Raw genomic sequence first — 25,758 nt, forward strand, 5'->3', positions numbered from 1 at the left:
TTTATAAATCGACATCAATCTCCGTTTTAAAGGTCTCATCCTTTGAAATACCTAAATACTTTAGCGTCTCTGATGGAGTCGCGTGATGAAAATGTTTTTGCAACAGCGCAATCGCTATCCCTCTTTTGTACGCATGAAATCCGAATGTTTTTCGCATTGAATTCGTTCCGATCTTACCAACAACTCCAACTGCTTCTGCAGCATTATGAATTACACGATACGCTTGTTGGCGCGTAATTGAATTTGGCGTTTTATTAGATTGAAATACGTAATTTTCTCTTTTAACGCCAATAGATTGTACGTAATCTAAAAGCGCTTCTTTTACTTTTGTATTTAAATAAATATCTTGTTTGAATTTTTCATCTTTCACAGGAAGAGTATAAAACTCTTTAACAGTCCCATCTTCATTTAATACATCTTCAAATTTCATGCTAAGTAATTCTGTAATTTTTAATCCTGTGTTAATTCCAATAACAAATAAAAGATAATCTCGCTGGGAGTGCTCTTTTAAATATTTTTTCATAGCCTCAATTTGGCTTATATCTTTTAATGCCTCTACAACTTCCATACATGTATTCTCCTCATCTTATGAACGGTAATTTTCTCATTATGTTGTCCATTTTACCTTATCATGCTATGAGATTTCCATGTGTTATCCATTATTTTCACAATATACTCAGGTGGTTCTGAAAACTTTCAATGTGGAAACTTACGATTGTATAAATACGTTGCGGTAAAAAATGTGGGGATAAAAGTTCAGCTTCTTTCTACAGATTGGATTCCTCCTTTCCTTATACAGCTACTTCTACTTTTATATTACGTTACTTACTTGCATTATATTATATATTTCAGTAACATTAAAGTGTTTTTTCTGAAAATAATAAAAACCGAGCGTTTTTGCTCGGTTTTTATTATTAATCTTCTTTCGGAAGAACAATTCCTTTATACAATTGAACTGTAATAAGGTAATAAATCGTGTAAATAACTACGAAAATTACGATTGGTACCCAAATACGGAAGTACGGATCAAGTAAAATAAATCCGAAAATATTCATACCAACTAGTACGTGAGCAATACCTACAATTGCTGGGAATAAGAATACTAAGAATAACTCTTTATAAATTGATTTTGTTAATAATTCACGGCGCACCCCGATTTTACGAAGCATTTGATAACGTGTAATATCTTTTGATGCACCAGAAAGAATTTTGAACATTAAACAACTTGCCATCATTGCTAAGAAAGCAATTCCAAGGAAGAAGCCCATAAACACTGTTCCACTCGCAACACCATAGAACATGTCGTAAGATTGATATTTACTGTTCATTCTTTCAGCTGTTACATTTTTATATTTATCTAATTGCAACTCGTCAAGTTTTTTCCATTCTTTTGTATATGTTAAGAAATCATCTGCTTTTCCGATAAATGCTATACCTTCTTTACCACTTATCCCATCGTACATTTTTTGATCTACAATTTTAATTGCATGATCTTCGTATATATAATATGGATGAATTGTGCTAAAAGCATCTACCCATTCTTCTGGAAGTTCTTTAGCGTTCGCATCTTTTTCATTCATTTCTCTAGAAACTGCACCTACTGGTAATTCCTGTGAAGCCTTCTTCGTATTTACTAAATCCTTCATCGACTTCATATTTTCCATATCTTTTACTAAAGGACGATTTTTCTCTAAATCTTCTTTTACATAGTAAACGTATTTATCATCTACTTTGTAACGATATTCGCTTTTCTCTTTAAATGTAATACCGTTTAAAATTTTCTTTTCTTCAGCTGTCGGATTATGAACTACTGAATCATAGATTACTAAACCATCAACCATTTTTATAACGTTATTTTTAAACGCCATACCCCCTGAAATTGCACCAGCTCCAAGAGCAACTAACATCGCTACTGTTGCAAGTACTTTCGTTAAGCTATTAATACGGAAATTTAATTGTGCAAATGTAAAAGCGTTAAGTCCTTTTTCACTACGCTTTTTATTACTTTTTAACTTTTTAATAATAACTGGAAGAAGTGATCCAAATAACATGTAAGTACCAGCTGTTGTTGTAATTAATGCAATAAGGATTCCCATTTCTCTTAGTTTTTCCATGTAAATCATTGATGCATAGCCAATTCCTAATAAAATAACCGCAAGGAATGCAACTAAGCCTGTCATTTTTCCTTTTACCGCAACACGTTCTGTTTGTGCATCTGCATGTACAAGTTGCAATACAGAAATACGTGATAACTTAATACTGTTCATAATTGCTGATAGTACAAATAGTGCAAAGAAGAAGATACAAGTAACAGTCATAGATGGCAGATAAAATGCTTTATAGCCTTCACCAGCAAATTCTAATTGTTTCATTAATAATTGACCGATACCTTCTGCAAGTCCTACACCAACTGCAATTCCAATTGCAAGAGACGCGGCGCCTAATACAATTGTCTCAATAAACATAAGTAATGTAACTTTATGCTTTTTTGCTCCTAACATCATATACATACCAAACTCTTTTTGACGAAGAGATAGTAAGAAAGAGTTCGCATATAAAATATAGAAGAACGTTATGATTGCTAATAAAAATGAACCTGCTTGGAATACAAATCCGATTGATTTAATCACTGAATTAGATTCAAGAAATGATTCATTTAGTGCTAACGTTTGAAACATATAAAAAATTGAGATCGACATGACAAGACCAACAAGTAAGACGATGTAATCTTTTAGCTTACTCTTTAGTCCTGACATGGAAAGTTTGAATAACATGCTCTAGAACCTCCTTTCTTACGCTTTTTGTGTTCCTAAGTCCGCAAGCACATCTAAAATTTCTTTATAAAACTCTTCACGTGTACCGCCGCGGTGAATTTCTTTATATAGCTCACCATCTTGAATGAATAAAATACGCTGACAGTAACTTGCACTGTATGGATCATGTGTAACCATCATAATAGATACGCCTTGATCTTTATTTAAGTTTGTCATCGCATCAAGTAAACTCGTTGCATTTTTAGAATCAAGCGCTCCTGTTGGCTCGTCCCCTAAAATAATTGCAGGCTCATGCACTAAAGCACGCGCTGCTGCCGAACGTTGCTTTTGCCCACCAGATACTTCAGATGGGTACTTTTGAAGTATTTCTGTAATTCCTAACATATCCGCTACTTTCTCGACTTTTGGTCCAATGTTACGTGATGGAACACCTTGCAAGGAAAGTGGAAGTGCAATGTTTTCATAAATAGATAAGTTTTCTAACAAATTAAAATCTTGGAAGATAAATCCTAACTTTTGTGAACGGAAATCTGAAAGCTCACCTTGCTTCATTTTTGTAATATCCGTTCCTGCAATTTCAACAACGCCGCCCGTTGCTTTATCTAACGTTGAAATTACATTTAATAATGTCGTTTTACCAGAACCAGATGGTCCCATAATTCCAACAAACTCGCCCTCTTGAATTGAGAATGACACACCTTTTAACGCGTGTGATTGGTTCTCACCTTTTTTACCGTACACTTTTTGAACGTTTTTTACGTCTACAACTGGTTTCGTCATATATATCCTCCTACGCTTGTTTTTCCATTACCTATTTTGCGCTTTTTAGAGGCGAACTGCTATTTGTTAACATTACATTTACCTTACACTTTTGTAATATAAAGAAGGTGGGCGTGTAAGTTTGGCTTTTACTACTTTGAATATTAGTGACATATTGAATCGGTAAATGAAATTATATCGGCGATTTTTCAAATATATCGGCGCAACTACAAAAGCTGAAAATAAAAATAGGCTGCTCCACAAAAAAGGAACAGCCCACTTCTCTCTTTATTTCTTTAAAGGTGTTACCGTCCAATACGTAACAACTCGCCAAATCCATTCTAATGGACCCATTTTAAAGATTTTCATCCAAATTACACTAAACACAATTTGAATTGCATAAATTGCGATACATACATATAACGTTTGCATGTATGTCAAGTTTCCTGCAAAGTTAAATACGCTACCGGCAATTAAAATCATTGCAGTTTGTCCAATATAATTCGTTAACGCCATACGACCGTAGTATTTCAGTGGCGCTAACAATGTTTGAACTGGTTTTAATTGAAGTAATAAAATTAATGCTCCGACATAGAAAGCTGAAATGACTGGTCCAACTGTAATACCAATTTTTAGAAACTGGCTTGCAGCATCCATTGTTCCGTCTTCATTCATCAATATCATATTTACAAATGGGCCAGCAGGCACGTGTCCATATTGATACCATACAGCTGCCACACTTAAAACAAACATAATGCCTGTAAAAATAGCGACTTGCTTTATGTTTTTTGAAAGATTTTCAAATACACGATATTGTCCTGCAGCAAGACCTAATAAAATTAAACCAAGTGGTAATAGTTCTTTAACACCCATTACACTAAAGGCTATTGTCAAAATAAGACCAATTACTAAGTTCACTTGTTTTTTCGCTTTATAAAACGGTAAAACGATTAATCCGCAAATTGCATATAACGTTAACGCTTCTCCAGGCTGAAACATGTAATGAATCAAACCAAAAATAAATAATGCAACTACGCGGCGGAAAAATAGAACATATCCATTTTTCCCTTTCGCAATCGCTCTTGAAATAAAGATATAGAATCCCACTCCAAATAAGAATGAGAAGATTGAGAAGAAACGCCCTTCTACAAATAAGTATAAAAATCTTTGATAGCTAGCATCCACTGTGCTAGGATCTGGAATTTTAATGTTAAGTAGTGCGAGAATATTTACTAAAATAATCCCTAGTAGTGCAAAGCCACGAATGTAATCTAACTCATCAATTCGCTTGTTTATAATATTGTTCCCCATAAAGCAACTCCTTGTATAAAACTTAATCCTTTCTTACTCTACTGGAGAAAGCTGCTCACAACTATCGACAAACCTTACAGGAATCTTACATTATTGTCATATAGCAAAATAAAACCAGGTCATATTGCGACCTGGTCTACTCTGATTGTTTCGATTTTTGAGGTTGTCCTTTTTTACTATTACGCTGTTTTACTTGAACAATCGGATCAAGTTCATTCGAAAACTCAGCGTTATGTCCATTTTGCGTTTTTTGTTCTGGGTTATTTTGATCTGAACGTTTCGCCATTACATTCACTCCTTATTAGTGCGGTGTAATAATCATTTGATGTTGCAATTGGCGAATTGCCATACGTGCTCTATTTAATTGCTCACGTTGCTCATCATTTGCATGTTGTTGCATCGTTTGTAAATCGTTATACGCTTGTTCTAATTGTAACTGCGCATCCGAATACTCCATCGTATTATAATGCTCTTGTCTCATACCTTGGTCTAATTGTTCTTTCGCATATTCCACCGCTTGTTCCGCTTGTGTAATATACGATTCAAGTGATTGACGCTCTGCCATAATTGTCCCTCCTTGCTTCAATTCCCCTTTAGTGTGTCCCTTCCATCTGAACCTTATGAGTATGTTATAATGGATTTTGTTTCATTTTGACTCGGCTTAGGAGGGAAAGTAATGAAGGTTCAAAACCCTTTTCCATATACAAACGACAATAAACGTTATCATACATGGAATTATCATTTACGAAATGAATTTGGTGAAAAAATCTTTAAAGTTTCATTAGATGCTGGCTTTGATTGCCCGAACCGTGACGGTACAGTTGCTTATGGCGGTTGTACATTTTGCAGTGCTGCTGGATCTGGTGACTTCGCTGGCGATCGCCGCGATGATGTTATAACGCAATATCATGAAATGAAAGAAAAAATGCGCTCAAAGTGGAAAGATGGAAAATGTATCGCTTATTTCCAGGCGTACACAAATACACATGCACCACTTGAAGTGTTAAAAGAAAAATTCGAACCGCTTCTAGCAGAAAAAGACGTTGTCGGTCTTTCTATTGCGACTCGTCCAGATTGTTTACCGGACGATGTCGTTGAATATTTAGCGGACTTAAATAAACGCACTTACCTTTGGGTTGAACTCGGACTACAAACCGTCCATGAACGTACTGCAAATCTTATTAATCGTGCTCACGATTATCCTTCTTACGTTGAAGGTGTAAATAAATTACGTAAGCACGGCATTAAAGTTTGTTCTCATATTATTAACGGCCTTCCACTTGAAGATTACGACATGATGATGGAAACAGCTCGTGAAGTAGCGAAGCTTGATGTACAAGGAATTAAAATCCACTTACTTCACTTATTAAAAGGAACGCCAATGGTGAAGCAATATGAAAAAGGACAACTCGAGTTCCTTTCTCTTGAGGACTACGTAAGTCTCGTTGTTGACCAACTTGAAATGATTCCAGAAGACGTAATTGTGCACCGCATCACAGGTGACGGTCCGCCTGATTTAATGATCGGTCCAATGTGGAGCTTAAATAAATGGGAAGTATTAAATTCCATCGATGCAGAATTTGTACGCCGCGGAAGCTGGCAAGGAAAATATGCAAATGAGGAGAAACAAAAATGAAATTAGAACGTGTATTACCGTTTGCTCGCTCGCTTCTGCAAACGGCAGTAAAAGAAGGCGATTACGCTGTAGATGCAACTTTAGGAAACGGCCATGACACTTGCTTCCTAGCTGAAATCGTTGGAGATAACGGAAAAGTATTTGGATTTGATATTCAAAAAGAGGCAATTGAAAGCTCAACAACTCGTCTAAAAGAAAAAGAACTTTTCGAACGTACTGTTTTAGTTCACGATAGTCACGATACACTTCTATCCGTATTACCAGAAGATGCAAAAGGAAAAGTAACAGGCGCAATTTTCAACTTAGGTTACCTTCCAGGCGGAGACAAGCATATCGTTACAAAACCGAACTCAACAATTTCAGCGATCGAACAATTACTAGAAGTAATGGCACCTGAAGGAATCATCGTCCTTGTTATTTACCACGGACATCCAGAAGGACAAGTAGAACGGGACGCTGTTCTCAAATTTGCCGAAGAATTAGACCAAAAACAAGCACACGTACTGCGCTACGGCTTCATTAACCAACAAAATAACCCGCCATTTATTGTGGCGATTGAGAAGCGATAATATATCAACGATTTTTCAATTATATCTATCGTAACTCGGGATATATCAACGATTTTTTCGATATATCTATCATAACTTACAATATATCAACGATTTCTCGGATATATCGATTGTTCGACAAAACATAACAAAAAAAGACGTGCATTCATTGCACGTCTTTTTGTTATTCTCCTATACAATGGATGTAAACATTCTTAAAGGAGACGAAACAATGATCGGAATACTAGCAGGAATGGGACCAAAATCAACTGGGCCATTCGTCGATACAGTTGTAGCAAGGTGCCAAACAATATACGGAGCAAAGTATGATATGGACTTTCCTCATATGATGATTTATTCGTGCCCAACACCGTTTTACATGGATCGCCCTATTGATCACGAAGCGATGAAAAAAGCAATTATTGAAGGAGCACAAAAACTTGAAAGTACTGGCGCAAGCTTTATCGCTATGCCGTGCAATACGGCGCATCTTTATTTCGAGGAATTACAGCATTCTCTGTCCATTCCGATTTTAAATATAGTCGATGAGACGTTACAAGCAATTCCTAAAAACGTAAAAAGAGTCGCTCTTCTTGCAACAGAAGCGACAGTTCAAGCTGGTATTTATCAAGACGGGATTGCAAAACGGAATATAGAATACATTCATTATGAAAGGTGGCAGGAAATGATTAATCAAATCATTACTTATATTAAATCTGGGGAGGTTGAAGAAGCTCGCGAATTATGGAATACGCTCGTTTTACAATTGAAAGATGAAGTTGATACCGCTATTATCGCATGTACTGATTTGAATGTTGTGGCTAGCGAGAATTTTGTTGATTCTTCTCAATGTCTTGCGAAAGCGGTTGTTCGGATGTACTTATCAAATATAAAGAGATCTTCATAAACATAGAAAACACTCCTTCTAAAATGTGTTTTATGTTTAATAAAAATCCCACAAACTTTTAACTTTCTTCACAATTCTTTCAAAGTAATCACACTTAATCTCGCTATATTAAATAAGTAGTTATTCATATAGGGAAGGTTAGGGGAACTGAAAGTATGAAAGTAAATCGTTCGCTTCATTACATTTTTTGGCGTTGGCATTTTTATGCTGGGCTTTTTATTACGCCGCTTCTTATTACGTTGTCACTGAGCGGAATTGGGTATTTATTTCGGGAGGAAGTTGAAGATTTCATCTATAAAGATTTATATTTTGGGAAGAGTGCTCAAACAGAATCTATTTCGATGTCTGATTCTATTTCCTTAACAGAGAAAAAATATCCACATTATAGCGTGGCGAAAATTAGTGAGTTTAATGGGGATTATAATACGAGACTTACCATTGCAAATGAGTATACTGGGCAACAAAAATATGTGTATTTAGACAGCAATAATCAAATTGTTGGGGATCAAAATGCAAGTGAAACGTTTGCCAATATAATGAGGGAATTACATAGTTCTCTTTTAGTTGGTGGCACTGTCGTAAACTATACTGTAGAACTCGCGGCATGCTGGACAATCTTTTTAATCGTAACCGGATTGTACATGAGTATACGACAATTCAAAAACACACCATCATCCAATAAGCGAGAAAAAGCAAAAAGACGTCATTCTATTATCGGTATTATATTTACAATTCCTCTCTTTCTGCTAGTCGCATCTGGATTGCCATGGTCAGGATTTATGGGGAACCAAATTTATAAAATCGCATCGTCAAATGAATCACTCGGATATCCAAAATTGTACATGGCTCCGCCTGAATCAAAGGTAAAAGAATTGCCGTGGGCAACAAGAAAAGAAGCTCCGCCTGAATCAAATTCAAATGAACCGAAAGCAATTTCTGTCGATGAATTACAAAAAGGAATTGAAATAAAGAAGCCATATGTTATTTCACTACCAGCTGATCCGAAAGGTGTATTCACTGTTTCGAAATCGAGCGGTTCTGGTATTACAGGTATGCATGTTGCACCAAATGAAGAGATAACAGCTTACTTTGACCAATATAGCGGGGAGCTCATTTCAAAAACGGACTATCGTGATTATGGATTACTTGCACAATGGTTCACTTACGGTATCCCGCTTCATGAAGGACATTTATTCGGATGGCCAAATAAAATATTATGCTTACTAACGACATTATCTCTACTACTTCTCATTTATTACGGAATAAAAATGTGGTTAGCAAGAAAGCCGAAAGGAAAATTAGCAGCACCTCCAAAACAAAGAGATAAGAAAAGTATATTCGTTTTCTTTATCATGATGGTAATACTAGGCGCTGTCATGCCTTTATTTGGACTATCTGTTTTAGTTATTTTAGCGATTGAACTTCTTATATATGTATTTTCAAAAATACGATCATAATGAAAAAGCATTTGTACCATCGTGTACAAATGCTTTTTATTTACTGTTCTCTTTTTTTCTACCACTTATTAAAAAAACAATATCTACTATAATAATCAATGCAATGATAATTTGAGCTACATAATCCATCGTTGTAGGACCGCCGGTTTTATTCATCATCATATACATTCCAGTTACAAATGAAATGGAAAGTAGCACAAGTAATGTTACTTCAATATTGTCATATAGCTTTTGAAACAATCGCTTCATTTCCACCACCATCTTTACCATATTATAACAAAAAAACCACTCTACATGAGTGGTTTTCTTCATCACTGCGCTGTTTTCTTTCGGTACATCTTCCCGTTCCAATAGAAGAATCGTGAAGTGAGGCCTCCGTACTTTACAATGCGCCGTGCCATTTTGTGCATATTCTTTTGTGCTGATACTTTTTGATCTGATAAATAAATACCAAGTAATCCTCGGCTTATAAGGCGATGAAACTTCGCATGAGGCAAATCACCAATGCTCTTCTCCGCTTCTTCTACAAAGTGTTTCATCCGATCTAATATCGCTTGCTCGTTTTCATAATAACTACAGAAATTCAAATCTCCGCCTATACGGTCTTCTTCTTGATCAATGAAATAATCAAGTAAGATATGAAGTCCTTGTACGTAAGGGAAGTACCCTTGTCTAATTTTCGCAATATCTTCATCATGTAATTCATCATGAAATGCATATGCTACAAGACAGAAAATTCCAAGTGTAGAACCGGCACATGCTGAAAATTCAAACCAACTCATCTCAGGTAAGTTTTCTTTATGTGCTTCAAACCAATTTTTCAGGCGCGGCTCTCTTTCTTCTAATTTCACGTGTTTATGAATTTGCAAATCACAATAATAACAAGCAAGTTCATGAAGAACAGGAGCAATTTTGTCATAGTGCTTCGTTTTCTTTAAAACATCTTGGCATGTTTCAACAAGTTCATCTAAATAACCACCATCATCTTGATCATCACGATAACGATAATAATTACCGCCACCTTCTACTTCAGGTGATAATGCCATTAACATCGATTCATGCAGTGCGGCAAAATCATTTGGATCAAGTGATGTACTGCGATCACATAAATTATCTAAATAGTCGCTGATCGTTTGATACGCTACGATAAAACGAATACATTCTTCTCGGTGTTCATTTGCTAGCAGAGCTAAAATGCCACCGCCCTCACAATGAAACGTTTTATGCTCAATACTTGCGATTGCCTGACTATGAAGCTCATCATTCGGAATATGGTAGGCACGCTCTTTCCACATCGCTAGCTCATGGTGTACAACCGGAAACACATCACGGTATACTTTCGCCATGAGCGTTATGGGATTACTCGGTACGTTCACTTCTTCCTTCATCTCCTCTATTAAATGTACAAATAATGATTTATTTGTTTGTTTTTACTATATTATTGACATGCATTTCAGTAAATGACTGAATATAACTCAAAATTTCATCACGCTCATACTCATTTAATAACTCGTGATAACAATTCGGCCATTCTTTAAAAGCCTTATCACTTATTTTAACATTATCAAACCAAGTGCGGACACGTGTTTTATCTACAAGTTTATCCTCACAAGCTTGCATTAGCAAGAGCGGAACATCTGGAAAATCATCTATTTTTTTATGAGCAATTTCGATAGACTTAATCAATTCACTATACCAACGTACTGATACTTTGCGCAAGAACAAAGAATCATTCTCCATTGCATCTCTCACCTCGTGGTTACGTGTTGACATTTCCACCGTAAGATTCGTTGCAAATTGCAATTTTGGAGCCACAACATTTAATATTTTTGAAGCAAATTGAAGCGGAGCAGAGGGTCCAGTCACTACCCCTAAACAAGGCGAACTCAAAATAATACCCTCTACATCTTCTCTCTTCGTTTCTTGCATCATACGAATGACAATAAGACCACCCATACTATGACCGAATAGAAAAATAGGTAACCTATACTTTCTTGCTTCTTTCACCCATAGTTTAACTTCCTCTATGTATTCATCAAATGAATCAATATGTCCTCTATTTCTTGAAGTCGTTCCATGTGACGGAAGATCCCCCATCACGACGTGGTAGCCGATATGATTCCACATTTCCGCAACGGCTTCGTAACGTCCGTGATATTCCATTGCGCCGTGCACAATAACAATGACAGCCTTTGCTTCCTCCGCTTCATAATTCCACATACGGCTCTCCTCCATTTCACTCTTTCTCATAATTTGATACACTAAAACTAGTCTCTAGGAAAGGAAGACTTTACATGATATATCCTTACAAAGAAAAAAAACCGAAAATTGCGAGTAGTGCTTTTATCGCTGACTATGTTACGATTACAGGCGATGTTTACGTTGGCGAGGAATCAAGTATTTGGTTTAATACAGTCATCCGTGGTGATGTGTCACCAACGATCATTGGAGACCGAGTAAATGTACAAGACCAATGTACACTCCACCAAAGCCCTCAGTATCCTCTTATCTTAGAAGATGATGTTACAGTTGGGCATCAAGTTATTTTACATAGTTGTCATATTAAAAAAGATGCTTTAATTGGAATGGGATCCATTATATTAGATGGTGCTGAAATTGGCGAAGGAGCTTTTATCGGCGCTGGAAGCCTCGTTTCACAAGGAAAGAAAATTCCACCAAACACGTTAGCTTTCGGTCGTCCCGCGAAAGTCATTCGTGAATTAACAGAAGAAGACCGTAAAGATATGGATCGTATTCGCACGCAATACGTTGAAAAAGGTCAATATTATAAATCATTACAGAAGTAAATTTCCGCTGCCATAAGATTGGCAGCTTTTTTTATATAAAAACTAACTTTTTCTTTACAAAACATTATTACTCCCTCAACAAAATCTTATTAAAATAAAAGCTAATATCTCCATATATATGTAAACGAGGGAGGAGAATTTTCATGAAGGTCAGTGGATTATATAAAATAGAATGTTACATTTTCAAAGGAATTAATCGCTACTTTGATCAAAAAACATTAAATATCTTTTTCCGCAATATTACTCATATCGGTGGCGCGACTTTCTCCATCGCACTCACACTTTTCTTTTTAATTTTTGCAAAAGGTACTTTACACCAAGCAGCAATTGCAACTGCTATTTCTTTAGCAATTAGCCATATTCCTGTACAAATATTAAAAAGATGGTATCCACGAAAACGTCCTTATTTAACAATTCAGGATGCAAAATATCCAGTCCATCCATTAAAAGACCACTCTTTCCCGTCTGGTCATACAACAGCCGTTTTCTCTGTCTTCATTCCATTTATTTGCTATAATCCAAGCTTACTTGCTTTCCTATTACCGTTAGCATTATGCGTCGGTATTTCACGTATTTATTTAGGACTTCACTATCCGTCAGATGTATTCGTCGGTATGTGCCTTGGCACTTGCTCTGGCATCATCTCTTTTTATCAATTCATCCCACTTTTCACATAAAGGAGTGATATGATGAGAGTCGCCATTTTTACCGATACTTTTACGCCACAAGTTAACGGGGTTGCGAAAACGTTAGAGCGATTAACACGATATTTTCAGAAAGAACAGATCGCCTATTCTGTTTTCGCCCCTCAGCATACAGCTGAAGATAATTTTGTAGCGAATGTGAATAAGATGAGAAGTATCCCGTTAACAATATTATATCCAGAATGTCGTTTTTCTTTTCCTACTCCGCGTATTAAACGGGAACTACTTTCCTTTAAACCTGACATTATTCACATTGCCACACCTTTCAACATGGGACTTTGTGGATTGTATTATGCAAAAAAGTTAAACATCCCAGTTGTCGGTTCTTATCATACTGATTTCGATGCCTATTTACGTTATTACAAAATCGAATTCCTCTCCAATATGCTGTGGAACTATTTAAAATGGTTTCATAGTCATATGCAAAAAAATTTTGTACCCTCTCCTGAAACATTACATCAATTAAAACATAAAGGCTTTCAGGCCCTCTCTATTTGGGGACGTGGTGTAGATTGCACACTCTTTCATCCAGCTTACAATACAGACCTATTCCGAAAAAAATATAATATTACAGCGAAGTATGTCCTTTCCTATGTTGGACGGATTGCTCCTGAAAAAGATATTGATACGTTGCAAAATCTTATCGTTAAATCAGCACATACTCGAAGCGACATTCATTGGCTTATAGCAGGAGACGGTCCTCTAGCAACAAGTTTACGTGAAGCTGTTCCGAAAACAAATATCACTTTTACTGGCTATTTACAAAGTGCAGATTTAGCTGAAGCATATGCTTGTTCTAACATAATGGTATTTCCATCAGCTACTGAAACATTCGGAAATGTCGTACTTGAATCACTCGCATGCGGTACACCTGTTATTGGTGCAAATAGTGGCGGGGTTAAAAATATTATTACAGATGGAAAAACGGGAGTTCTTTGTCCGCCTAAAAATGAAGATGCATTTCTATCATCCATTTATTTTTTATTACAAAATGAAGAAAAACTTGAGCAGATGGGAATAGCAGCTTCATCTTTTGCGAAATCAAAGAGCTGGGATGAGATCTTTCGTGGCTTGCTTAACCAATATGAAGAAGTCCTTCAGCATAACGCATCAGAGTTGCTTGCTTAAATAGAAAAACTCCCTTCAAAAAAACGAAGGGAGTTTATTACATGGTCATAAATTTTAGTTTAATAAATGATACATAAGGTTAAGCATTGTTTTATTTCTATATTAATTATATCAAAAATAAACATAACTAAACAGACTTGTAATAAAAACCCATAAAAATTAATATATGGTTATACAGTGTTTTAACTGTATAATGATTTTAAGAATTCCCCTTAAAATCAACTCACTCACATACCTTTATACAGCAATTGTTCCCCAATTCTGTATATCAAAAAAACCTTTCATTCATTTGAAAGGTCTTTTTGAGCCTGCACATATTCTTCTTTCGTATTTACATTTATAAACCAATCCGCATTCGCTTGTACATCTTCTCCAGAAACATACTTCACATTACATTGTGATAAAAGCTGCCCCATACTTCTTTTTTCTTCCTGAAGTAAAGCATAAATCTTTTCTTTCACGCGGTTATGATACGCCGCAAGTAGCGGTTGTTTTCTTCCATTAATAATAGGTACAACCGCATCATATTCATTGTTCGTTTGCTCTAGTAAAATGGTAAACCATTCATGCGACACGTTTGGTGCATCGCAAGGCATAATAGCGTACCAATCTGCTTCTATGTATTCCATTCCTGATACAATGCCGGCCAGCGGTCCATTCCCTTTATAGTGCGGAATGTCTTCTATAACAGGTACTTGTACGAATTGCTCTACTCGCTCTTTTATATCAGTATGGCTAATTACTACAATGTCTTGCAAAGTATTTCCCATCACTTTCACAATATGCTCAACAAAAGTAGTTCCCTTCCAAATTGCTAACGCTTTCGGCTCACCGAATCTACTCGACATACCACCTGCTAATACAATTCCAGCATACTTACTCATTGGCGATGCAGCTCAAATGTAATATGACCTAATTCCGGTAAAATTAATTTATTCATCGCAAGGCGAACCGCTCCGCTAGACCCTGGCATCGAGAAGACTACTTTGCGCCCAATTGTACCACCAATCGCTCTACTTAACATTGCGCTGCTTCCGATATCTTCTAAATAACTAATCATACGGAACAGCTCACCAAATCCAACAATTTCTTTATCTAATAACGCTGATACTGCTTCAATTGTGACATCGCGTTTCGTAATACCAGTACCGCCATTTGTTAATACAACATCTACATCTTCCTTATGATAACCAGCTAACACTGCTTGCTGAATACTTTCTTTATCATCTTTTACAATTTCATAAGAAGTTACTTTATGTCCCGCTTCTTTTAACAATTCATGTAATAGTTGTCCGCTCTTATCTGTTTCTTCCGTACGTGTATCGGAAATCGTAACAATCTTGCAACGCACTTCTTTTGGAGCTTGTTTTTTATGTTCAGTTACACTCATTTTTTATCTTTCCTTTCTTAAAGACTTTTCTTCATTTTATCATACATATCTTTACACAATTATGTATGAAGCCAATCATGCGCATGATACAATATAAGTATACTAACCCACAAAAAGGAAAGTGCCCTTTCTTATACTCCTAGACTACACATCTTTAGCTACTCTTTATATTTTCTACATAATAGAATTCAATTTTAAAACTTGTACTAAAAAATAAATCGGAGGTCTACCTATTATGGAACTATACAAAAAATTAACAACAACATTCATCCTCTTATTCGTCGCTTCCATCACTGTCGGTTTTTCTCTAAAAGGCGCAATTCCATACGCTACATTAGTAAGTATTATATTCGCAACGCTATTTTTACTAAGCAGTGCATTTTGCGCAGGTAAAGCACGTCAAATGAAAGGTTGATTACATATGTTCCAGAAGAAATCAATCCTTTGTAAATCATGTGAAAAGGAAATACAAACGTATGAAAAGGCATGGATTCATATGCCATTTCCAGCAAGTGGCATGACTAATATGAAAAAGTATATTGAGCTAGATGGAGAAGTATATTGAGCTAGATGGAGAAGTATATTGCAAATCATGTATTCAAATTATAAGTAAAACGAAATAAAAAAGCTTTGCGCTCACCGCGCAAAGCTTTTTTTCATATATTATAGACCAGCTTGCTCTTTTAAAGCTGCTGCTTTGTCTGTACGTTCCCATGATAGATCTACATCAGTACGTCCGAAGTGGCCATAAGCTGCTGTTTGTTTGTAAATTGGGCGACGTAAGTCTAGCATTTTAATAATACCAGCTGGGCGAAGATCGAAGTTGTTACGAACTAGCTCTACTAGTACGTCTTCAGATACTTTACCAGTGCCGAATGTATCAACTGAAATTGATACTGGTTGTGCTACACCGATTGCGTATGCAAGTTGTACTTCTGCTTTTTCAGCAAGACCAGCTGCTACGATGTTTTTCGCAACATAACGAGCTGCATATGCTGCAGAACGGTCAACTTTCGTTGCATCTTTACCAGAGAATGCACCGCCACCGTGGCGAGCGTATCCACCGTAAGTATCAACGATGATTTTACGTCCTGTTAAACCAGCATCACCTTGTGGTCCACCAATTACGAAGCGGCCAGTTGGGTTAATGAAGAATTTCGTTTCTCCATCCATTAATTCTGCTGGTACTACAGCTTTAATTACGTGCTCTTTTAAGTCGCGATCGATTTCTTCCCATGTAACATCTGGGTGATGTTGTGTAGAAATTACGATAGTATCAACACGTACTGGTTTACCATTTTCATCATACTCAACTGTAACTTGCGTTTTTCCATCCGGACGTAGGTATGATAATGTATCATCTTTACGTACTTCAGTTAAACGGCGAGCTAATTTGTGAGCAAGCGAGATTGGAAGTGGCATTAACTCTTGTGTTTCATTACATGCGAAACCAAACATTAAACCTTGGTCTCCTGCACCAATTGCCTCAATCTCAGCGTCAGTCATTTGACCTTCGCGTGCTTCTAGCGCTTGGTCAACACCCATAGCGATGTCAGCAGATTGCTCATCGATAGATGTTAAAACTGCACAAGTTTCTGCATCGAATCCGTATTTTGCGCGTGTGTAACCAATGCCTTGAATTGTTTCACGAACGATTTTTGGAATATCTACGTAAGTAGAAGTCGTAATTTCCCCCGCTACCAATACTAAACCAGTTGTTACAGTTGTTTCACAAGCTACACGTGCATTTGCGTCTTTTGATAAGATCGCATCTAAAATTGAATCAGAAATTTGGTCACAAATTTTATCTGGATGTCCTTCAGTTACAGACTCAGATGTGAACAGATGACGTTTTTTTGTCATGTGGTAAACCTCCCTACAGTAATTGTATATATTGTACGGAACTCATCCTTAATTTGCCACAAACTGCGACATACATTTATTCTCCCACACAAGCATACAGAAAAACCTTTCCTACTTTACATAGAGGAAAGGTTTAATTTGCTACTTGCATACTGCTTTTTGCCCTTCGCTCTTATCGTTCGAGACCTGTAGCCTCGCACAGGTTTTAGCACCTATTCACCTGTATTTACCACTACAAGTGAGGTTGCTGGGCTTCATCGGGCCTGTCCCTCCGCCAGCTCGGGATAAGAGAGTATCCGTCCCAACCTATACTAAAGAAATGATATTCATTTGTCAATTAATATTCACATTTTCCTGAAAGTTTTTCTCAATACGCCTGAAATGAAATATTAATAGGGAAATAATGTATTCACACAAACAAAAAGAAATAAATAGTATACATTATTTATATAATTGTGTTATACTCTTGTTGGGGATTACGAGAAATATTTCATTAAATGAAAAGGATGGTATATAAATATGAGTACTGTGAATGTCCAAATTGGTTTACACGAATTATTGAACGGAAGCAATGCACAGATTCAACTAAGTGTTCCGCAATTAGTGGAAAAAGTATTAATGCGAAATGAAGGGAAATTAACTTCTACTGGTGCCGTTTCTGCTTCAACAGGAAAATATACAGGACGTTCTCCTAAAGATAAATTTATTGTGAAAGAAGCATCGGTTGCCGACAAAATTGCTTGGGGAGCTGTAAACCAACCGATTTCTGAAGAACATTTTAATAAATTATATACTAAAGTTTTAGAATACTTAAAAGAAAAAGAAGAGTTATTCGTCTTCAAAGGATTTGCAGGCGCTGACCGCAATTACCGCCTACCAATTCAAGTTATTAATGAATATGCATGGCACAATTTATTTGTACATCAATTATTCATTCGTCCAACTGAAGAAGAATTAACAACTCATGAGTCAGGGTTCACAATTGTTTCTGCACCGAACTTCAAAGCTGATCCAGCTGTTGACGGTACAAACTCTGAAGCATTCATTATGGTTTCATTCGAAAAACGTATTGTACTAATTGGTGGTACAGAATACGCTGGAGAAATGAAAAAATCAATCTTCTCTATTATGAACTTCTTACTACCTGAACAAGATATTCTTTCTATGCATTGCTCTGCAAACGTAGGTGAAGAAGGCGACGTAGCACTATTCTTCGGTTTATCTGGAACAGGTAAAACAACATTATCTGCTGATCCAAACCGTAAATTAATCGGTGATGATGAGCACGGTTGGTCTGATAACGGTGTATTCAATATTGAAGGCGGTTGCTACGCGAAATGTGTAAACCTTTCTCACGAGAAAGAACCACAAATTTTCGATGCAATCACATTTGGATCTGTTTTAGAAAACGTTATCATTAATGACCAAACACGTATCGCCGACTACAACGATACTACTTTAACAGAAAATACTCGTGCTGCATACCCTATGCATGCGATCGACAATATCGTACTGCCAAGTGTTGCTGGACACCCAAATACAATTATTTTCTTAACTGCTGATGCATCTGGCGTATTGCCTCCAATCAGTAAGTTATCAAAAGAGCAAGCTATGTATCATTTCTTAAGTGGTTACACTAGTAAACTAGCAGGAACAGAGCGCGGCGTTACTTCTCCGCAAGCTACATTCTCAACTTGCTTCGGTTCACCATTCTTACCACTTGATGCATCTCGCTATGCTGAAATGCTTGGTGAAAAAATCGAGAAACACGATGCGAAAGTATTCTTAGTAAACACTGGCTGGACTGGTGGCGAATACGGCGTTGGTAAACGTATGAACTTAGGTTACACTCGTGCAATGATTCAAGCTGCATTAAACGGTGAACTTGCAAAAACTGAAACAGCTAAACATGATATCTTCGGTCTTGAAGTTCCACTTCACGTACCAGGTGTACCTGACGAAGTGTTAATGCCTGAACAAACTTGGGCTGATAAAGCTGCTTACAAAGCAAAAGCAATCGAACTTGCAAATGAATTCAAAGCTAACTTCAAAAAGTTCGACAGCGTATCTAAAGACATTATTAACTTAGGCGGTCCAATCGCTTAAATTAAAACTTTCTGTTGGAATAACCCTTTACTCATATGAATAAGTGTCGTGTAACCGTAAAGTTTCGCGTACTCACCGACAAAACCCAATGCGGCTTAACGGTTACACACACTTACATAAAAAAAGAAGCTTACGTGAAAACGTAAGCTTCTTTCTATATCTTATATAAAGTGAAACGCTAATCTCTTCATCTGTGACCTAGATTATAAAATTACAGCTTCGAATATATACATTATATCCCTACTCACTACATCTCTCGGGTTTCACATCGTATGGGGCTAAAAAAGGCCCTGACCGCTTCTATTCGTGACTGGATCATCTATTCCATCTAAAAAGAAGTCTTTTATCTTTTTAGCTCTTTGTTAGTTCTTTCTCATCTTTCATGCTATAGTAACCTAAATTCACAACGATTAAGAAATACCCACCCATAATCCCTACTGCAAACGCCCACATAACCATGTGGTGCTCAATTTCGTACATAATAATAGCACCCAAAATGGCAGCTGCAAAACGGTTAAACATACCGAGTGTCGGTGCTTTCGTCTTCTTTACAATACTATCTCCAAGCTTCTCAATTCTTCTGCCTAAAAGCCAAACGCAATACATACTTACAATAAGCCCAATTCCAGCGCCTAAAAAGTGTGCTGAAAACGGTGTTAACATCCAACCTATTAACAAAATACCTAGTATATAATACGATTGGATTTTAAATGATCTTAGTGACATACTAATCATGCTGTACCTCTCTTCATTCGTTCTTATCTATCCAACAAAAAAATTCTTTCAAATTCATATTCCTTACATTCATTTCATTCAAATTAAAAACAACATAAACAGTATGTTTATGTTGTTTAAATGTTTTTAGAAAATAATATTATACAAGATTTCAAACATCATATTCTCATATTTTGTGACGGTTTTTCAAACTTTTTCGTCCATTTATGAAAAAAATGATATCAATCTATGAACATACGGATATGATGTAATAAGCACACAAATAAAGGGGGCGTCTAATGATTTATTTTTTAATGGCTCTCATTCACCTCATCATCCCTGCACTTATTGGACTTTCATTGTATTGGTACACGAAAAATCATAGCATTTTTTACGCTGTCCTCGGTGTTCTTCTTCCAGGTATTATTCTTATTACACTCTTCCGTATTCCATTTTTAAACTTAATTCCACTTATTACTGCTATCTTGTTTCTCATCTTCTTACCAAAAATAAAAAAATAGGAAAGCAGATCATAGGTGATCTGTTTTCCTATTTTGATATAAGTTCCTCTGCAATAGAATGAACTTTTACTTTCTCCGATTTCACAAACCATAGACCGACAAAAATGATAATTCCACCGATGATTTGTTGAAACGATACATATTCATTTGCCCAGACAGCTGCAAATAGAACCGCTACAAGCGGCGTTATATACATATATACCATCGTATGTGACGCCCCAATTTTTTGAACACCAACATACCATATTACTAGACCAAATACTGTTACAAAGAAAATAGAATATAGTAAAGCAAATAGTGTCATTCCGTGAGTAATGTGAAATGGCATGACAAACACATGTGGACCACTTAACAATAATAGCGGAATCGCACCCACTAATGCAGACCATGCAGTAACACGTAATGCTGAATATTTTTTAATTAATGGTCCTGCTAAAACAGGATAAAGCCCCCAGCATATTGATGTAATAAGTCCAATTCCATTGCCATAAAAAGAACTAGTAAGTGCATGTCCTGCTACTAAAACTAAGGCTGCACCAACAAAGGCAGTCATAGAACCGATTAACTTTCGAGAAGAAAACTTTTCTTGTTTCAAGAAAATCGCAAATGCAGTTGTAAAAATAGGTGAAATAGAAATGAGTAAAGAGGCATTTGTAGCGGATGTATATTTGACAGTTTCCATAAATAACGTTTGATACAGTACAATACCTACAACGCTAACGATAATTAATCTAGGTATATCCGTTCGCTCCATATAAACCGACTTTTCAATACAAAAGGTAAGGAGTAACAGAAGCGGTGCCGCCGCCATCATACGAAGTGCAGTAAACTCAATTGCTGTAAATTCTAAAAGTCCATACTTCGCAATTGTATAGTTAATCCCCCAAATAATAACAACACTTAAAATTAATAACTCAATTCCCCATCTTCTCATGCGTATCCCCTCCGCAAAGAAGATTATACAGAAAATTCAATCACATGTACATTTCATTATGTGAAAAAATCTTTTTATTATATGAAACGTTTTGGTAAATGAAATTATATCGGCGATTTTCTGAATATATCGGCGCAACTCCATTTATATCGGCGATTTCCCAAATATATCAGCGCAACTCCATTTATATCAGCGATTTTTTCAATATATCGACTTATCGACAATAATAGCGACTTATAAAATAAAAAAAGTGAGTCCAAAATACATTTTGGACTCACCCTTCCTTTACTATACTCGAACGTGTAATTTCATATTTGGATTATAAAACTGGCTTGGGCTCTTCAACTGAAAAGTTCCTCCACCTTCATGCCAATCAACCGTTAACTTATCGTCCATAAATACAAGCTTTGTACGATCAGCGATAAAATTCATTGTGCTTGATTCAATATCCACATCGCGCTCATCTTTCTCTGCTACAGCTACTAAATCGATGATTCCGCTCATAACACAACCGCAACCTTCATTATCATAAAATAACTTTATATATTTCGCTTCACTTGGAATCGTATCCATAATCTTTTTATATGCTGCTTCTGTTACAGTAACGTACATATGTTAATCTTCATCCTCTCTTCTCTTATCATTCATATATTGTATCACCATTTTTCTTAAAAGTTATATACAGAAAATTAAGACTAATATACAATGTATGTGATAAAGTTTCAGCAATCGAGCTTTTATGAGTAGTTCATGCAGGAGAAAGGATGTTTACTATCTGTGTTCAAACTACAACGATATCCCATGTTATTAGGTGTATTTAGTAGTTTCTTCATTTCTAGCGGAATGCTATTACAGCATGTACTTCCCTATTCTCCTTCTATTAGCTGGATTCTAGGTTTTATTTGTTTCCTATCCGCTTCTTATTTTGCTACGAAGAATACAAACAACTCATAAAGCAAGAATCATCTTAAGGAGGATTATCAAACATGCCAGCCTTAAAAAAAATAGAGCAATCACTCGATTACTTATTCCAAATTGAAAAATACGGAAAAGATAGTGCCTTTAGTCGATTTATCCCAGCCGTATATGATCCTATCAAATTTCCTTGGCAACAATTTTTCGAAGCAAATTTTGTAGATTTATTTAACGGCCTTATGATGCACGGATCTGAAAATGTAAACAAAGTATTTTTAGCTGTATTCCCTACAGATGACGTTCTTGAAACATTCATTTCACAATCCACACCCGGTGATTTACTCTTTATGCACCATCCCCTTGTAATGGAGTGCGGTGATCCGCTTGGAAGATCAGGCCGCGGTTTCATACCAATTCCTGAAAAATATTTGCAAGGAATAAAAGAAAAACAACTTTCTATATATACATGTCACGTACCAATGGATTTTCATCAAACACATGGAACGAGTATTTCAATTGCAAAAGCATTAAACGCTACTGTAGTGGACGACTTTGCATATGGAGGTCCAGAACAAGAACCAGTTGGCCTTATTTGTGAAATAGATGAAACATCAACAGAAGCACTCCAAAAACATCTAAAACAACTCTTCCAGATTCCTTACACAGACTTCGAAGGTAAACGACATGATTCCATCAAAAAAATCGCAATTATCGCTGGATGTGGCGATGTTGTATCTTTAATGAAGGAAGCAGAAGAAAAAGGTGCTGAAGCATATATTACAGGAGAAATCCATTGCCATATCGACAATGATTACGGCAGACATAAATACTCGCTCATTATGGATTATGTAAAAGAAACGAATATGTCTCTAATTGGTGTGTCACACTCTGCCTCTGAATATTTAGTGAAAGAGACATTGATGTATGATTGGTTTAAAGAGAATTTTGATGTGGATGTTATTTTACTTCCTCAGGAAAAATGGTGGTTATAAATTTTTAAAGAGATAGCTAATTTAGCTATCTCTTTTTACTAAACTTAAAATTTCATGAGGCGTTTGAAAAATATAATCAGCCTCCTCGAATCCTTTCCTTGTTTTCGCTCCCCACAGGGCTAAACCAAATTTTGCTCCCGCTTGTTTTGCGCATTGTAAGTCATATACTGAATCACCTATGTATATCGCTTCTTGTGCATCTATATTCAATCTTTTTAGACATGTCACAAGTGGCTCTGGATGTGGTTTATGTTTTATTGTATCTTCTACACAAATAGAGTGTTCAAAATATGAATGTAATCCAAATGGCTTGAAATCATTGATAAACTCTTGGCGTGTTTTTGAAGTAACAATCCCTGTTCGAATCTTATATGAAGATACTATTTCAATCACTTCCGCAATTCCTTTAAATACTGTAATTTCATTCTTAAAATCTGCCATATTACGTATCCATTTCTCATGAACTGCTTTCATATTTTCCACACCAATTTCTTGTAATGCAGCCATACCAGGAATACCTAATGCAAAATGTAGCTTTTCTAATGAATAATTCATCCCTTCATCTCGCAACGTTCTCTGTAATGAATATAAAACTGCTTTTTCCGTATCTAACATTGTTCCGTCAATATCAAATATAATTCCCTTCATTTTTACGTCCCCCTTTACTTCACTCCAGTGATTAGCTCAATTCCATATTCTTTCACTACTCTTTCTAAATTGCCGGGAATAAGACCATTCGTAATAATTGTATCTATTGATTCTAATGACAGCGCCTTAAAGTTTTGACGTTGATTCATTTTTGTCTCATCGGCAAGTAAAAACACTCCATTCGTTTGTTTAACAATTTGACGCTTAAAATGAATATCTTCCTCATACGCATAATAAACACCATCTTCTGTAAGACCGGGTGATCCAATAAAAACTTTATCAAAATGATAATCTTTTAGTTTCTCCATTGCAGAAAAACCCGCCATATAACGTGAGTGTTTATTTAATTCTCCACCCAAAATATGAATATTTACATTCTCCATATCCATTAAATGATTTACTGTATCAATTGAATTCGTAACAACCGTTATGTTACTTGCTGTCAAAAATGAAGCCATACAGTTAACAGTTGTTGAAACATCAAGATAAATAATTTCATTATCTCCTACAAAAGAAGCAGCTTGCTTTCCAATAGATATCTTATATTCAATTTCTTTTTCCTCACGATTTACATAATCCGATATTTTACGGTGGAAAGATGATAAAGCTACACCACCATGAGTTCGTATTATTGTTGTTTCATTTGTTAACTTTACAATATCTCTTCTTGCTGTATCTCTGGAAACTTGAAATAGCTCACACATCATCTTCAAACTCATCGTCCTATGTTCATTCAAATACTCCATTATTTTTATTAAACGTTCCTCTTGATTCATACTCTCACCCATTTTTATTTACTTTTAAGTATTTTTAAGTTATTTTAAGTATATCACAAAAAAATAACTTAAATAAACCTTAAAATAACTTAAAACGGAAGTGAGAAAATGCTACGTACAATTATTTTTGATTTTGATGGCACACTAGCTGATACTTTACCTTTATGTTATTACTCGTTTCAAAACGTTTTTTGGCAATTTGATAATAAAGAAATTACTGAAGCAGAGATTCTTTCTATGTTTGGTCCAAGTGAAGTTGGTATTATTCATGAGAACTTACTTTCTGAAGAAAAAGAAGTAGCAGTTGAAAGATACTATGAATGTTATGAAGAAAAGCATCATGATTACGTAAAGCGAAATCATGAAATAGTAGACCTTTTAATACATTTAAAAAAACAAGGGTTTCAGTTAGCTATCGTAACTGGAAAAGCAAGAAGAAGCCTGGACATTTCTCTAAAAGCATTAGGATTAGTTTCTTTCTTCGACTGTATAGTAGCTGGAGATGATGTAATGAAGCCAAAACCTGACCTTGAAGGTATTCTTTTTGTATTAAATACATTAAATGTAAATGCAAACGAAGCAATTTTTATTGGGGATAGTGATGCTGACATACTTGCTGGAAAACAAGCAGATGTACGAACGATTGGCGTACAATGGTTACCAAACTATCAATCTGCTACATTTACTGTGCAACCAGATGATTTTATTAAGAAAACAGATGATTTTCTCGTCTCATTAAATACTAGATTTTCAAAATAAGTAATAGATATTTTATAACTACTTATTATTCTGTATTTATAGAAAAAAATTCGATATACAATACACTCTCACCCTATTTTTGAAATCTAGACACAAAATACGATCTGCC

The 25,758-nt window shown here is 35.8% G+C and carries 30 protein-coding genes and 1 riboswitch; of the genes, 13 read left to right on the forward strand and 17 right to left on the reverse strand.

The genetic code is table 11. From position 1 onward, the window contains the following. Position 1: 1 nt before the first annotated feature. From ACTFSL_RS07425 to ACTFSL_RS07450, 6 genes are all read right to left on the reverse strand, one after another. Positions 2–568, reverse strand: a complete 567-nt coding sequence (locus ACTFSL_RS07425; protein WP_000454210.1) for a tyrosine-type recombinase/integrase — start codon at positions 566–568, stop codon at positions 2–4. Positions 569–914: 346 nt separating this feature from the next. Continuing rightward, positions 915–2,774 (reverse strand): FtsX-like permease family protein, encoded by a 1,860-nt coding sequence (locus tag ACTFSL_RS07430; protein ID WP_000897761.1) that lies wholly within the window; start codon positions 2,772–2,774, stop codon positions 915–917. A gap of 18 nt (positions 2,775–2,792) precedes the next feature. Then, the gene (locus ACTFSL_RS07435; RefSeq protein ID WP_000165844.1) at positions 2,793–3,554 is read right to left on the reverse strand and encodes an ABC transporter ATP-binding protein; all 762 of its coding nucleotides are present in this window, start codon (positions 3,552–3,554) and stop codon (positions 2,793–2,795) included. 267 nt (positions 3,555–3,821) lie between these two features. Then, positions 3,822–4,844: a DUF418 domain-containing protein gene (locus ACTFSL_RS07440; RefSeq protein ID WP_088338479.1), complete on the reverse strand. Its 1,023-nt coding sequence runs from the start codon at positions 4,842–4,844 to the stop codon at positions 3,822–3,824. A 136-nt stretch (positions 4,845–4,980) separates the two neighbouring features. Further along, positions 4,981–5,130: a hypothetical protein gene (locus ACTFSL_RS07445; protein WP_001129340.1), complete on the reverse strand. Its 150-nt coding sequence runs from the start codon at positions 5,128–5,130 to the stop codon at positions 4,981–4,983. A gap of 15 nt (positions 5,131–5,145) precedes the next feature. After that, positions 5,146–5,409: a YtzC family protein gene (locus ACTFSL_RS07450; protein ID WP_000840869.1), complete on the reverse strand. Its 264-nt coding sequence runs from the start codon at positions 5,407–5,409 to the stop codon at positions 5,146–5,148. A 111-nt stretch (positions 5,410–5,520) separates the two neighbouring features. Between ACTFSL_RS07450 and ACTFSL_RS07455 the strand changes: the two genes are divergently transcribed. From ACTFSL_RS07455 to ACTFSL_RS07470, 4 genes are all read left to right on the forward strand, one after another. Next, on the forward strand, positions 5,521–6,480 hold the full coding sequence (locus ACTFSL_RS07455; RefSeq protein WP_000868031.1) for a TIGR01212 family radical SAM protein: 960 nt from the start codon (positions 5,521–5,523) through the stop codon (positions 6,478–6,480). Further along, the gene (locus ACTFSL_RS07460) at positions 6,477–7,049 is read left to right on the forward strand and encodes a class I SAM-dependent methyltransferase (RefSeq protein ID WP_000764472.1); all 573 of its coding nucleotides are present in this window, start codon (positions 6,477–6,479) and stop codon (positions 7,047–7,049) included. The genes ACTFSL_RS07455 and ACTFSL_RS07460 overlap by 4 nt, the downstream gene beginning before the upstream one ends. A 211-nt stretch (positions 7,050–7,260) precedes the next feature. Beyond that, positions 7,261–7,935: an aspartate/glutamate racemase family protein gene (locus ACTFSL_RS07465; RefSeq protein WP_440041448.1), complete on the forward strand. Its 675-nt coding sequence runs from the start codon at positions 7,261–7,263 to the stop codon at positions 7,933–7,935. Positions 7,936–8,090: 155 nt separating this feature from the next. After that, a complete protein-coding gene (locus ACTFSL_RS07470; protein WP_088338481.1) occupies positions 8,091–9,392 on the forward strand; it encodes a PepSY-associated TM helix domain-containing protein in 1,302 nt (433 codons plus the stop codon). 36 nt (positions 9,393–9,428) lie between these two features. Here ACTFSL_RS07470 and ACTFSL_RS07475 read toward each other — a convergent pair whose 3' ends face one another. The 3 genes from ACTFSL_RS07475 to ACTFSL_RS07485 are packed head-to-tail and all read right to left on the reverse strand — an operon-like array spanning position 9,429 to position 11,612. Then, complete coding sequence (locus ACTFSL_RS07475; RefSeq protein ID WP_428879952.1) at positions 9,429–9,662, reverse strand: hypothetical protein; 234 nt, start codon at positions 9,660–9,662, stop codon at positions 9,429–9,431. Positions 9,663–9,703: 41 nt separating this feature from the next. Next, on the reverse strand, positions 9,704–10,768 hold the full coding sequence (locus tag ACTFSL_RS07480) for a tetraprenyl-beta-curcumene synthase family protein (RefSeq protein ID WP_001102461.1): 1,065 nt from the start codon (positions 10,766–10,768) through the stop codon (positions 9,704–9,706). A 40-nt stretch (positions 10,769–10,808) separates the two neighbouring features. Next, positions 10,809–11,612: an alpha/beta hydrolase gene (locus ACTFSL_RS07485; RefSeq protein ID WP_000267421.1), complete on the reverse strand. Its 804-nt coding sequence runs from the start codon at positions 11,610–11,612 to the stop codon at positions 10,809–10,811. A 74-nt stretch (positions 11,613–11,686) separates the two neighbouring features. On the opposite strand from ACTFSL_RS07485, the gene ACTFSL_RS07490 reads away from it, so the two are divergent. From ACTFSL_RS07490 to ACTFSL_RS07500, 3 genes are all read left to right on the forward strand, one after another. Continuing rightward, positions 11,687–12,199 carry a gamma carbonic anhydrase gene (locus tag ACTFSL_RS07490; protein ID WP_017674390.1) on the forward strand — a complete coding sequence of 171 codons (513 nt, stop codon included), beginning with the start codon at positions 11,687–11,689 and terminating at the stop codon, positions 12,197–12,199. 143 nt (positions 12,200–12,342) lie between these two features. Beyond that, on the forward strand, positions 12,343–12,876 hold the full coding sequence (locus ACTFSL_RS07495; RefSeq protein WP_088338482.1) for a phosphatase PAP2 family protein: 534 nt from the start codon (positions 12,343–12,345) through the stop codon (positions 12,874–12,876). 12 nt (positions 12,877–12,888) lie between these two features. Continuing rightward, complete coding sequence (locus tag ACTFSL_RS07500; protein WP_088338483.1) at positions 12,889–14,031, forward strand: glycosyltransferase family 4 protein; 1,143 nt, start codon at positions 12,889–12,891, stop codon at positions 14,029–14,031. Between the two features lie 281 nt (positions 14,032–14,312). On the opposite strand, the gene ACTFSL_RS07505 is transcribed toward ACTFSL_RS07500, so the two are convergent. Continuing rightward, the gene (locus ACTFSL_RS07505) at positions 14,313–14,915 is read right to left on the reverse strand and encodes a molybdenum cofactor guanylyltransferase (protein WP_000049596.1); all 603 of its coding nucleotides are present in this window, start codon (positions 14,913–14,915) and stop codon (positions 14,313–14,315) included. Next, entirely contained in the window at positions 14,912–15,421 is a 510-nt protein-coding gene (locus ACTFSL_RS07510; protein WP_000117124.1) for a MogA/MoaB family molybdenum cofactor biosynthesis protein, read from the reverse strand. The genes ACTFSL_RS07505 and ACTFSL_RS07510 overlap by 4 nt, the downstream gene beginning before the upstream one ends. A 235-nt stretch (positions 15,422–15,656) precedes the next feature. On the opposite strand from ACTFSL_RS07510, the gene ACTFSL_RS07515 reads away from it, so the two are divergent. Together ACTFSL_RS07515 and ACTFSL_RS07520 are read left to right on the forward strand one after the other, a co-directional pair. Continuing rightward, positions 15,657–15,836 carry a hypothetical protein gene (locus ACTFSL_RS07515; RefSeq protein WP_000424805.1) on the forward strand — a complete coding sequence of 60 codons (180 nt, stop codon included), beginning with the start codon at positions 15,657–15,659 and terminating at the stop codon, positions 15,834–15,836. Positions 15,837–15,842: 6 nt separating this feature from the next. Beyond that, positions 15,843–15,986 carry a hypothetical protein gene (locus ACTFSL_RS07520; RefSeq protein ID WP_440041450.1) on the forward strand — a complete coding sequence of 48 codons (144 nt, stop codon included), beginning with the start codon at positions 15,843–15,845 and terminating at the stop codon, positions 15,984–15,986. Between the two features lie 98 nt (positions 15,987–16,084). Here ACTFSL_RS07520 and metK read toward each other — a convergent pair whose 3' ends face one another. Beyond that, the gene (gene metK / locus ACTFSL_RS07525; RefSeq protein WP_000163123.1) at positions 16,085–17,284 is read right to left on the reverse strand and encodes a methionine adenosyltransferase; all 1,200 of its coding nucleotides are present in this window, start codon (positions 17,282–17,284) and stop codon (positions 16,085–16,087) included. A 169-nt stretch (positions 17,285–17,453) separates the two neighbouring features. Next, positions 17,454–17,575, reverse strand: a riboswitch (SAM riboswitch). Between the two features lie 228 nt (positions 17,576–17,803). Between metK and pckA the strand changes: the two genes are divergently transcribed. Further along, a complete protein-coding gene (gene pckA, locus ACTFSL_RS07530; protein WP_088338485.1) occupies positions 17,804–19,390 on the forward strand; it encodes a phosphoenolpyruvate carboxykinase (ATP) in 1,587 nt (528 codons plus the stop codon). A gap of 351 nt (positions 19,391–19,741) precedes the next feature. Here pckA and ACTFSL_RS07535 read toward each other — a convergent pair whose 3' ends face one another. Then, positions 19,742–20,125, reverse strand: coding sequence for an ATP synthase subunit I (locus tag ACTFSL_RS07535; RefSeq protein ID WP_060632637.1), 384 nt, complete (start codon positions 20,123–20,125; stop codon positions 19,742–19,744). Positions 20,126–20,403: 278 nt separating this feature from the next. Here ACTFSL_RS07535 and ACTFSL_RS07540 point away from each other — a divergent pair, with 278 nt between their 5' ends. Further along, positions 20,404–20,625, forward strand: coding sequence for a hypothetical protein (locus ACTFSL_RS07540; protein ID WP_000639042.1), 222 nt, complete (start codon positions 20,404–20,406; stop codon positions 20,623–20,625). A gap of 28 nt (positions 20,626–20,653) precedes the next feature. Here ACTFSL_RS07540 and ACTFSL_RS07545 read toward each other — a convergent pair whose 3' ends face one another. Together ACTFSL_RS07545 and ACTFSL_RS07550 are read right to left on the reverse strand one after the other, a co-directional pair. Further along, positions 20,654–21,559 carry a DMT family transporter gene (locus ACTFSL_RS07545; protein WP_088338486.1) on the reverse strand — a complete coding sequence of 302 codons (906 nt, stop codon included), beginning with the start codon at positions 21,557–21,559 and terminating at the stop codon, positions 20,654–20,656. Between the two features lie 288 nt (positions 21,560–21,847). Continuing rightward, on the reverse strand, positions 21,848–22,171 hold the full coding sequence (locus ACTFSL_RS07550) for an iron-sulfur cluster biosynthesis family protein (protein ID WP_000289570.1): 324 nt from the start codon (positions 22,169–22,171) through the stop codon (positions 21,848–21,850). A 374-nt stretch (positions 22,172–22,545) separates the two neighbouring features. Here ACTFSL_RS07550 and ACTFSL_RS07555 point away from each other — a divergent pair, with 374 nt between their 5' ends. Continuing rightward, positions 22,546–23,466, forward strand: coding sequence for a Nif3-like dinuclear metal center hexameric protein (locus ACTFSL_RS07555; protein ID WP_088338487.1), 921 nt, complete (start codon positions 22,546–22,548; stop codon positions 23,464–23,466). A gap of 21 nt (positions 23,467–23,487) precedes the next feature. Here the strand turns inward: ACTFSL_RS07555 and ACTFSL_RS07560 are convergent, their stop codons facing one another. Beyond that, a complete protein-coding gene (locus ACTFSL_RS07560; protein WP_000676032.1) occupies positions 23,488–24,114 on the reverse strand; it encodes an HAD family hydrolase in 627 nt (208 codons plus the stop codon). A 14-nt stretch (positions 24,115–24,128) separates the two neighbouring features. Further along, complete coding sequence (locus ACTFSL_RS07565) at positions 24,129–24,890, reverse strand: DeoR/GlpR family DNA-binding transcription regulator (protein ID WP_167763107.1); 762 nt, start codon at positions 24,888–24,890, stop codon at positions 24,129–24,131. Between the two features lie 108 nt (positions 24,891–24,998). Here ACTFSL_RS07565 and ACTFSL_RS07570 point away from each other — a divergent pair, with 108 nt between their 5' ends. After that, positions 24,999–25,649, forward strand: coding sequence for an HAD family hydrolase (locus ACTFSL_RS07570; RefSeq protein ID WP_440041453.1), 651 nt, complete (start codon positions 24,999–25,001; stop codon positions 25,647–25,649). Positions 25,650–25,758: the final 109 nt, after the last annotated feature.

The organism is Bacillus cereus group sp. MYBK108-1, assembly GCF_051917185.1.
Taxonomy (GTDB): Bacteria; Bacillota; Bacilli; order Bacillales; family Bacillaceae_G; genus Bacillus_A; species Bacillus_A cereus.

Coding starts and splice junctions, on each gene's coding strand:
- ACTFSL_RS07470 (WP_088338481.1), top strand. CDS start 8,091: ATGAAAGTAAATCGTTCGCTTCATTACATTTTTTGGCGTTGGCATTTT.
- ACTFSL_RS07540 (WP_000639042.1), top strand. CDS start 20,404: ATGATTTATTTTTTAATGGCTCTCATTCACCTCATCATCCCTGCACTT.
- ACTFSL_RS07425 (WP_000454210.1), bottom strand. CDS start 568: ATGGAAGTTGTAGAGGCATTAAAAGATATAAGCCAAATTGAGGCTATG.
- ACTFSL_RS07435 (WP_000165844.1), bottom strand. CDS start 3,554: ATGACGAAACCAGTTGTAGACGTAAAAAACGTTCAAAAAGTGTACGGT.
- ACTFSL_RS07560 (WP_000676032.1), bottom strand. CDS start 24,114: ATGAAGGGAATTATATTTGATATTGACGGAACAATGTTAGATACGGAA.
- ACTFSL_RS07570 (WP_440041453.1), top strand. CDS start 24,999: ATGCTACGTACAATTATTTTTGATTTTGATGGCACACTAGCTGATACT.
- ACTFSL_RS07500 (WP_088338483.1), top strand. CDS start 12,889: ATGAGAGTCGCCATTTTTACCGATACTTTTACGCCACAAGTTAACGGG.
- ACTFSL_RS07450 (WP_000840869.1), bottom strand. CDS start 5,409: ATGGCAGAGCGTCAATCACTTGAATCGTATATTACACAAGCGGAACAA.
- ACTFSL_RS07520 (WP_440041450.1), top strand. CDS start 15,843: ATGTTCCAGAAGAAATCAATCCTTTGTAAATCATGTGAAAAGGAAATA.
- ACTFSL_RS07515 (WP_000424805.1), top strand. CDS start 15,657: ATGGAACTATACAAAAAATTAACAACAACATTCATCCTCTTATTCGTC.
- ACTFSL_RS07535 (WP_060632637.1), bottom strand. CDS start 20,125: ATGATTAGTATGTCACTAAGATCATTTAAAATCCAATCGTATTATATA.
- ACTFSL_RS07455 (WP_000868031.1), top strand. CDS start 5,521: ATGAAGGTTCAAAACCCTTTTCCATATACAAACGACAATAAACGTTAT.
- ACTFSL_RS07505 (WP_000049596.1), bottom strand. CDS start 14,915: ATGAGTAAGTATGCTGGAATTGTATTAGCAGGTGGTATGTCGAGTAGA.
- pckA (WP_088338485.1), top strand. CDS start 17,804: ATGAGTACTGTGAATGTCCAAATTGGTTTACACGAATTATTGAACGGA.
- ACTFSL_RS07465 (WP_440041448.1), top strand. CDS start 7,261: ATGATCGGAATACTAGCAGGAATGGGACCAAAATCAACTGGGCCATTC.
- ACTFSL_RS07445 (WP_001129340.1), bottom strand. CDS start 5,130: ATGGCGAAACGTTCAGATCAAAATAACCCAGAACAAAAAACGCAAAAT.
- ACTFSL_RS07460 (WP_000764472.1), top strand. CDS start 6,477: ATGAAATTAGAACGTGTATTACCGTTTGCTCGCTCGCTTCTGCAAACG.
- ACTFSL_RS07475 (WP_428879952.1), bottom strand. CDS start 9,662: ATGGTAAAGATGGTGGTGGAAATGAAGCGATTGTTTCAAAAGCTATAT.
- ACTFSL_RS07495 (WP_088338482.1), top strand. CDS start 12,343: ATGAAGGTCAGTGGATTATATAAAATAGAATGTTACATTTTCAAAGGA.
- ACTFSL_RS07550 (WP_000289570.1), bottom strand. CDS start 22,171: ATGTACGTTACTGTAACAGAAGCAGCATATAAAAAGATTATGGATACG.
- ACTFSL_RS07545 (WP_088338486.1), bottom strand. CDS start 21,559: ATGAGAAGATGGGGAATTGAGTTATTAATTTTAAGTGTTGTTATTATT.
- ACTFSL_RS07440 (WP_088338479.1), bottom strand. CDS start 4,844: ATGGGGAACAATATTATAAACAAGCGAATTGATGAGTTAGATTACATT.
- ACTFSL_RS07565 (WP_167763107.1), bottom strand. CDS start 24,890: ATGAATCAAGAGGAACGTTTAATAAAAATAATGGAGTATTTGAATGAA.
- ACTFSL_RS07510 (WP_000117124.1), bottom strand. CDS start 15,421: ATGAGTGTAACTGAACATAAAAAACAAGCTCCAAAAGAAGTGCGTTGC.
- ACTFSL_RS07430 (WP_000897761.1), bottom strand. CDS start 2,774: ATGTTATTCAAACTTTCCATGTCAGGACTAAAGAGTAAGCTAAAAGAT.
- ACTFSL_RS07555 (WP_088338487.1), top strand. CDS start 22,546: ATGCCAGCCTTAAAAAAAATAGAGCAATCACTCGATTACTTATTCCAA.
- metK (WP_000163123.1), bottom strand. CDS start 17,284: ATGACAAAAAAACGTCATCTGTTCACATCTGAGTCTGTAACTGAAGGA.
- ACTFSL_RS07490 (WP_017674390.1), top strand. CDS start 11,687: ATGATATATCCTTACAAAGAAAAAAAACCGAAAATTGCGAGTAGTGCT.
- ACTFSL_RS07485 (WP_000267421.1), bottom strand. CDS start 11,612: ATGTGGAATTATGAAGCGGAGGAAGCAAAGGCTGTCATTGTTATTGTG.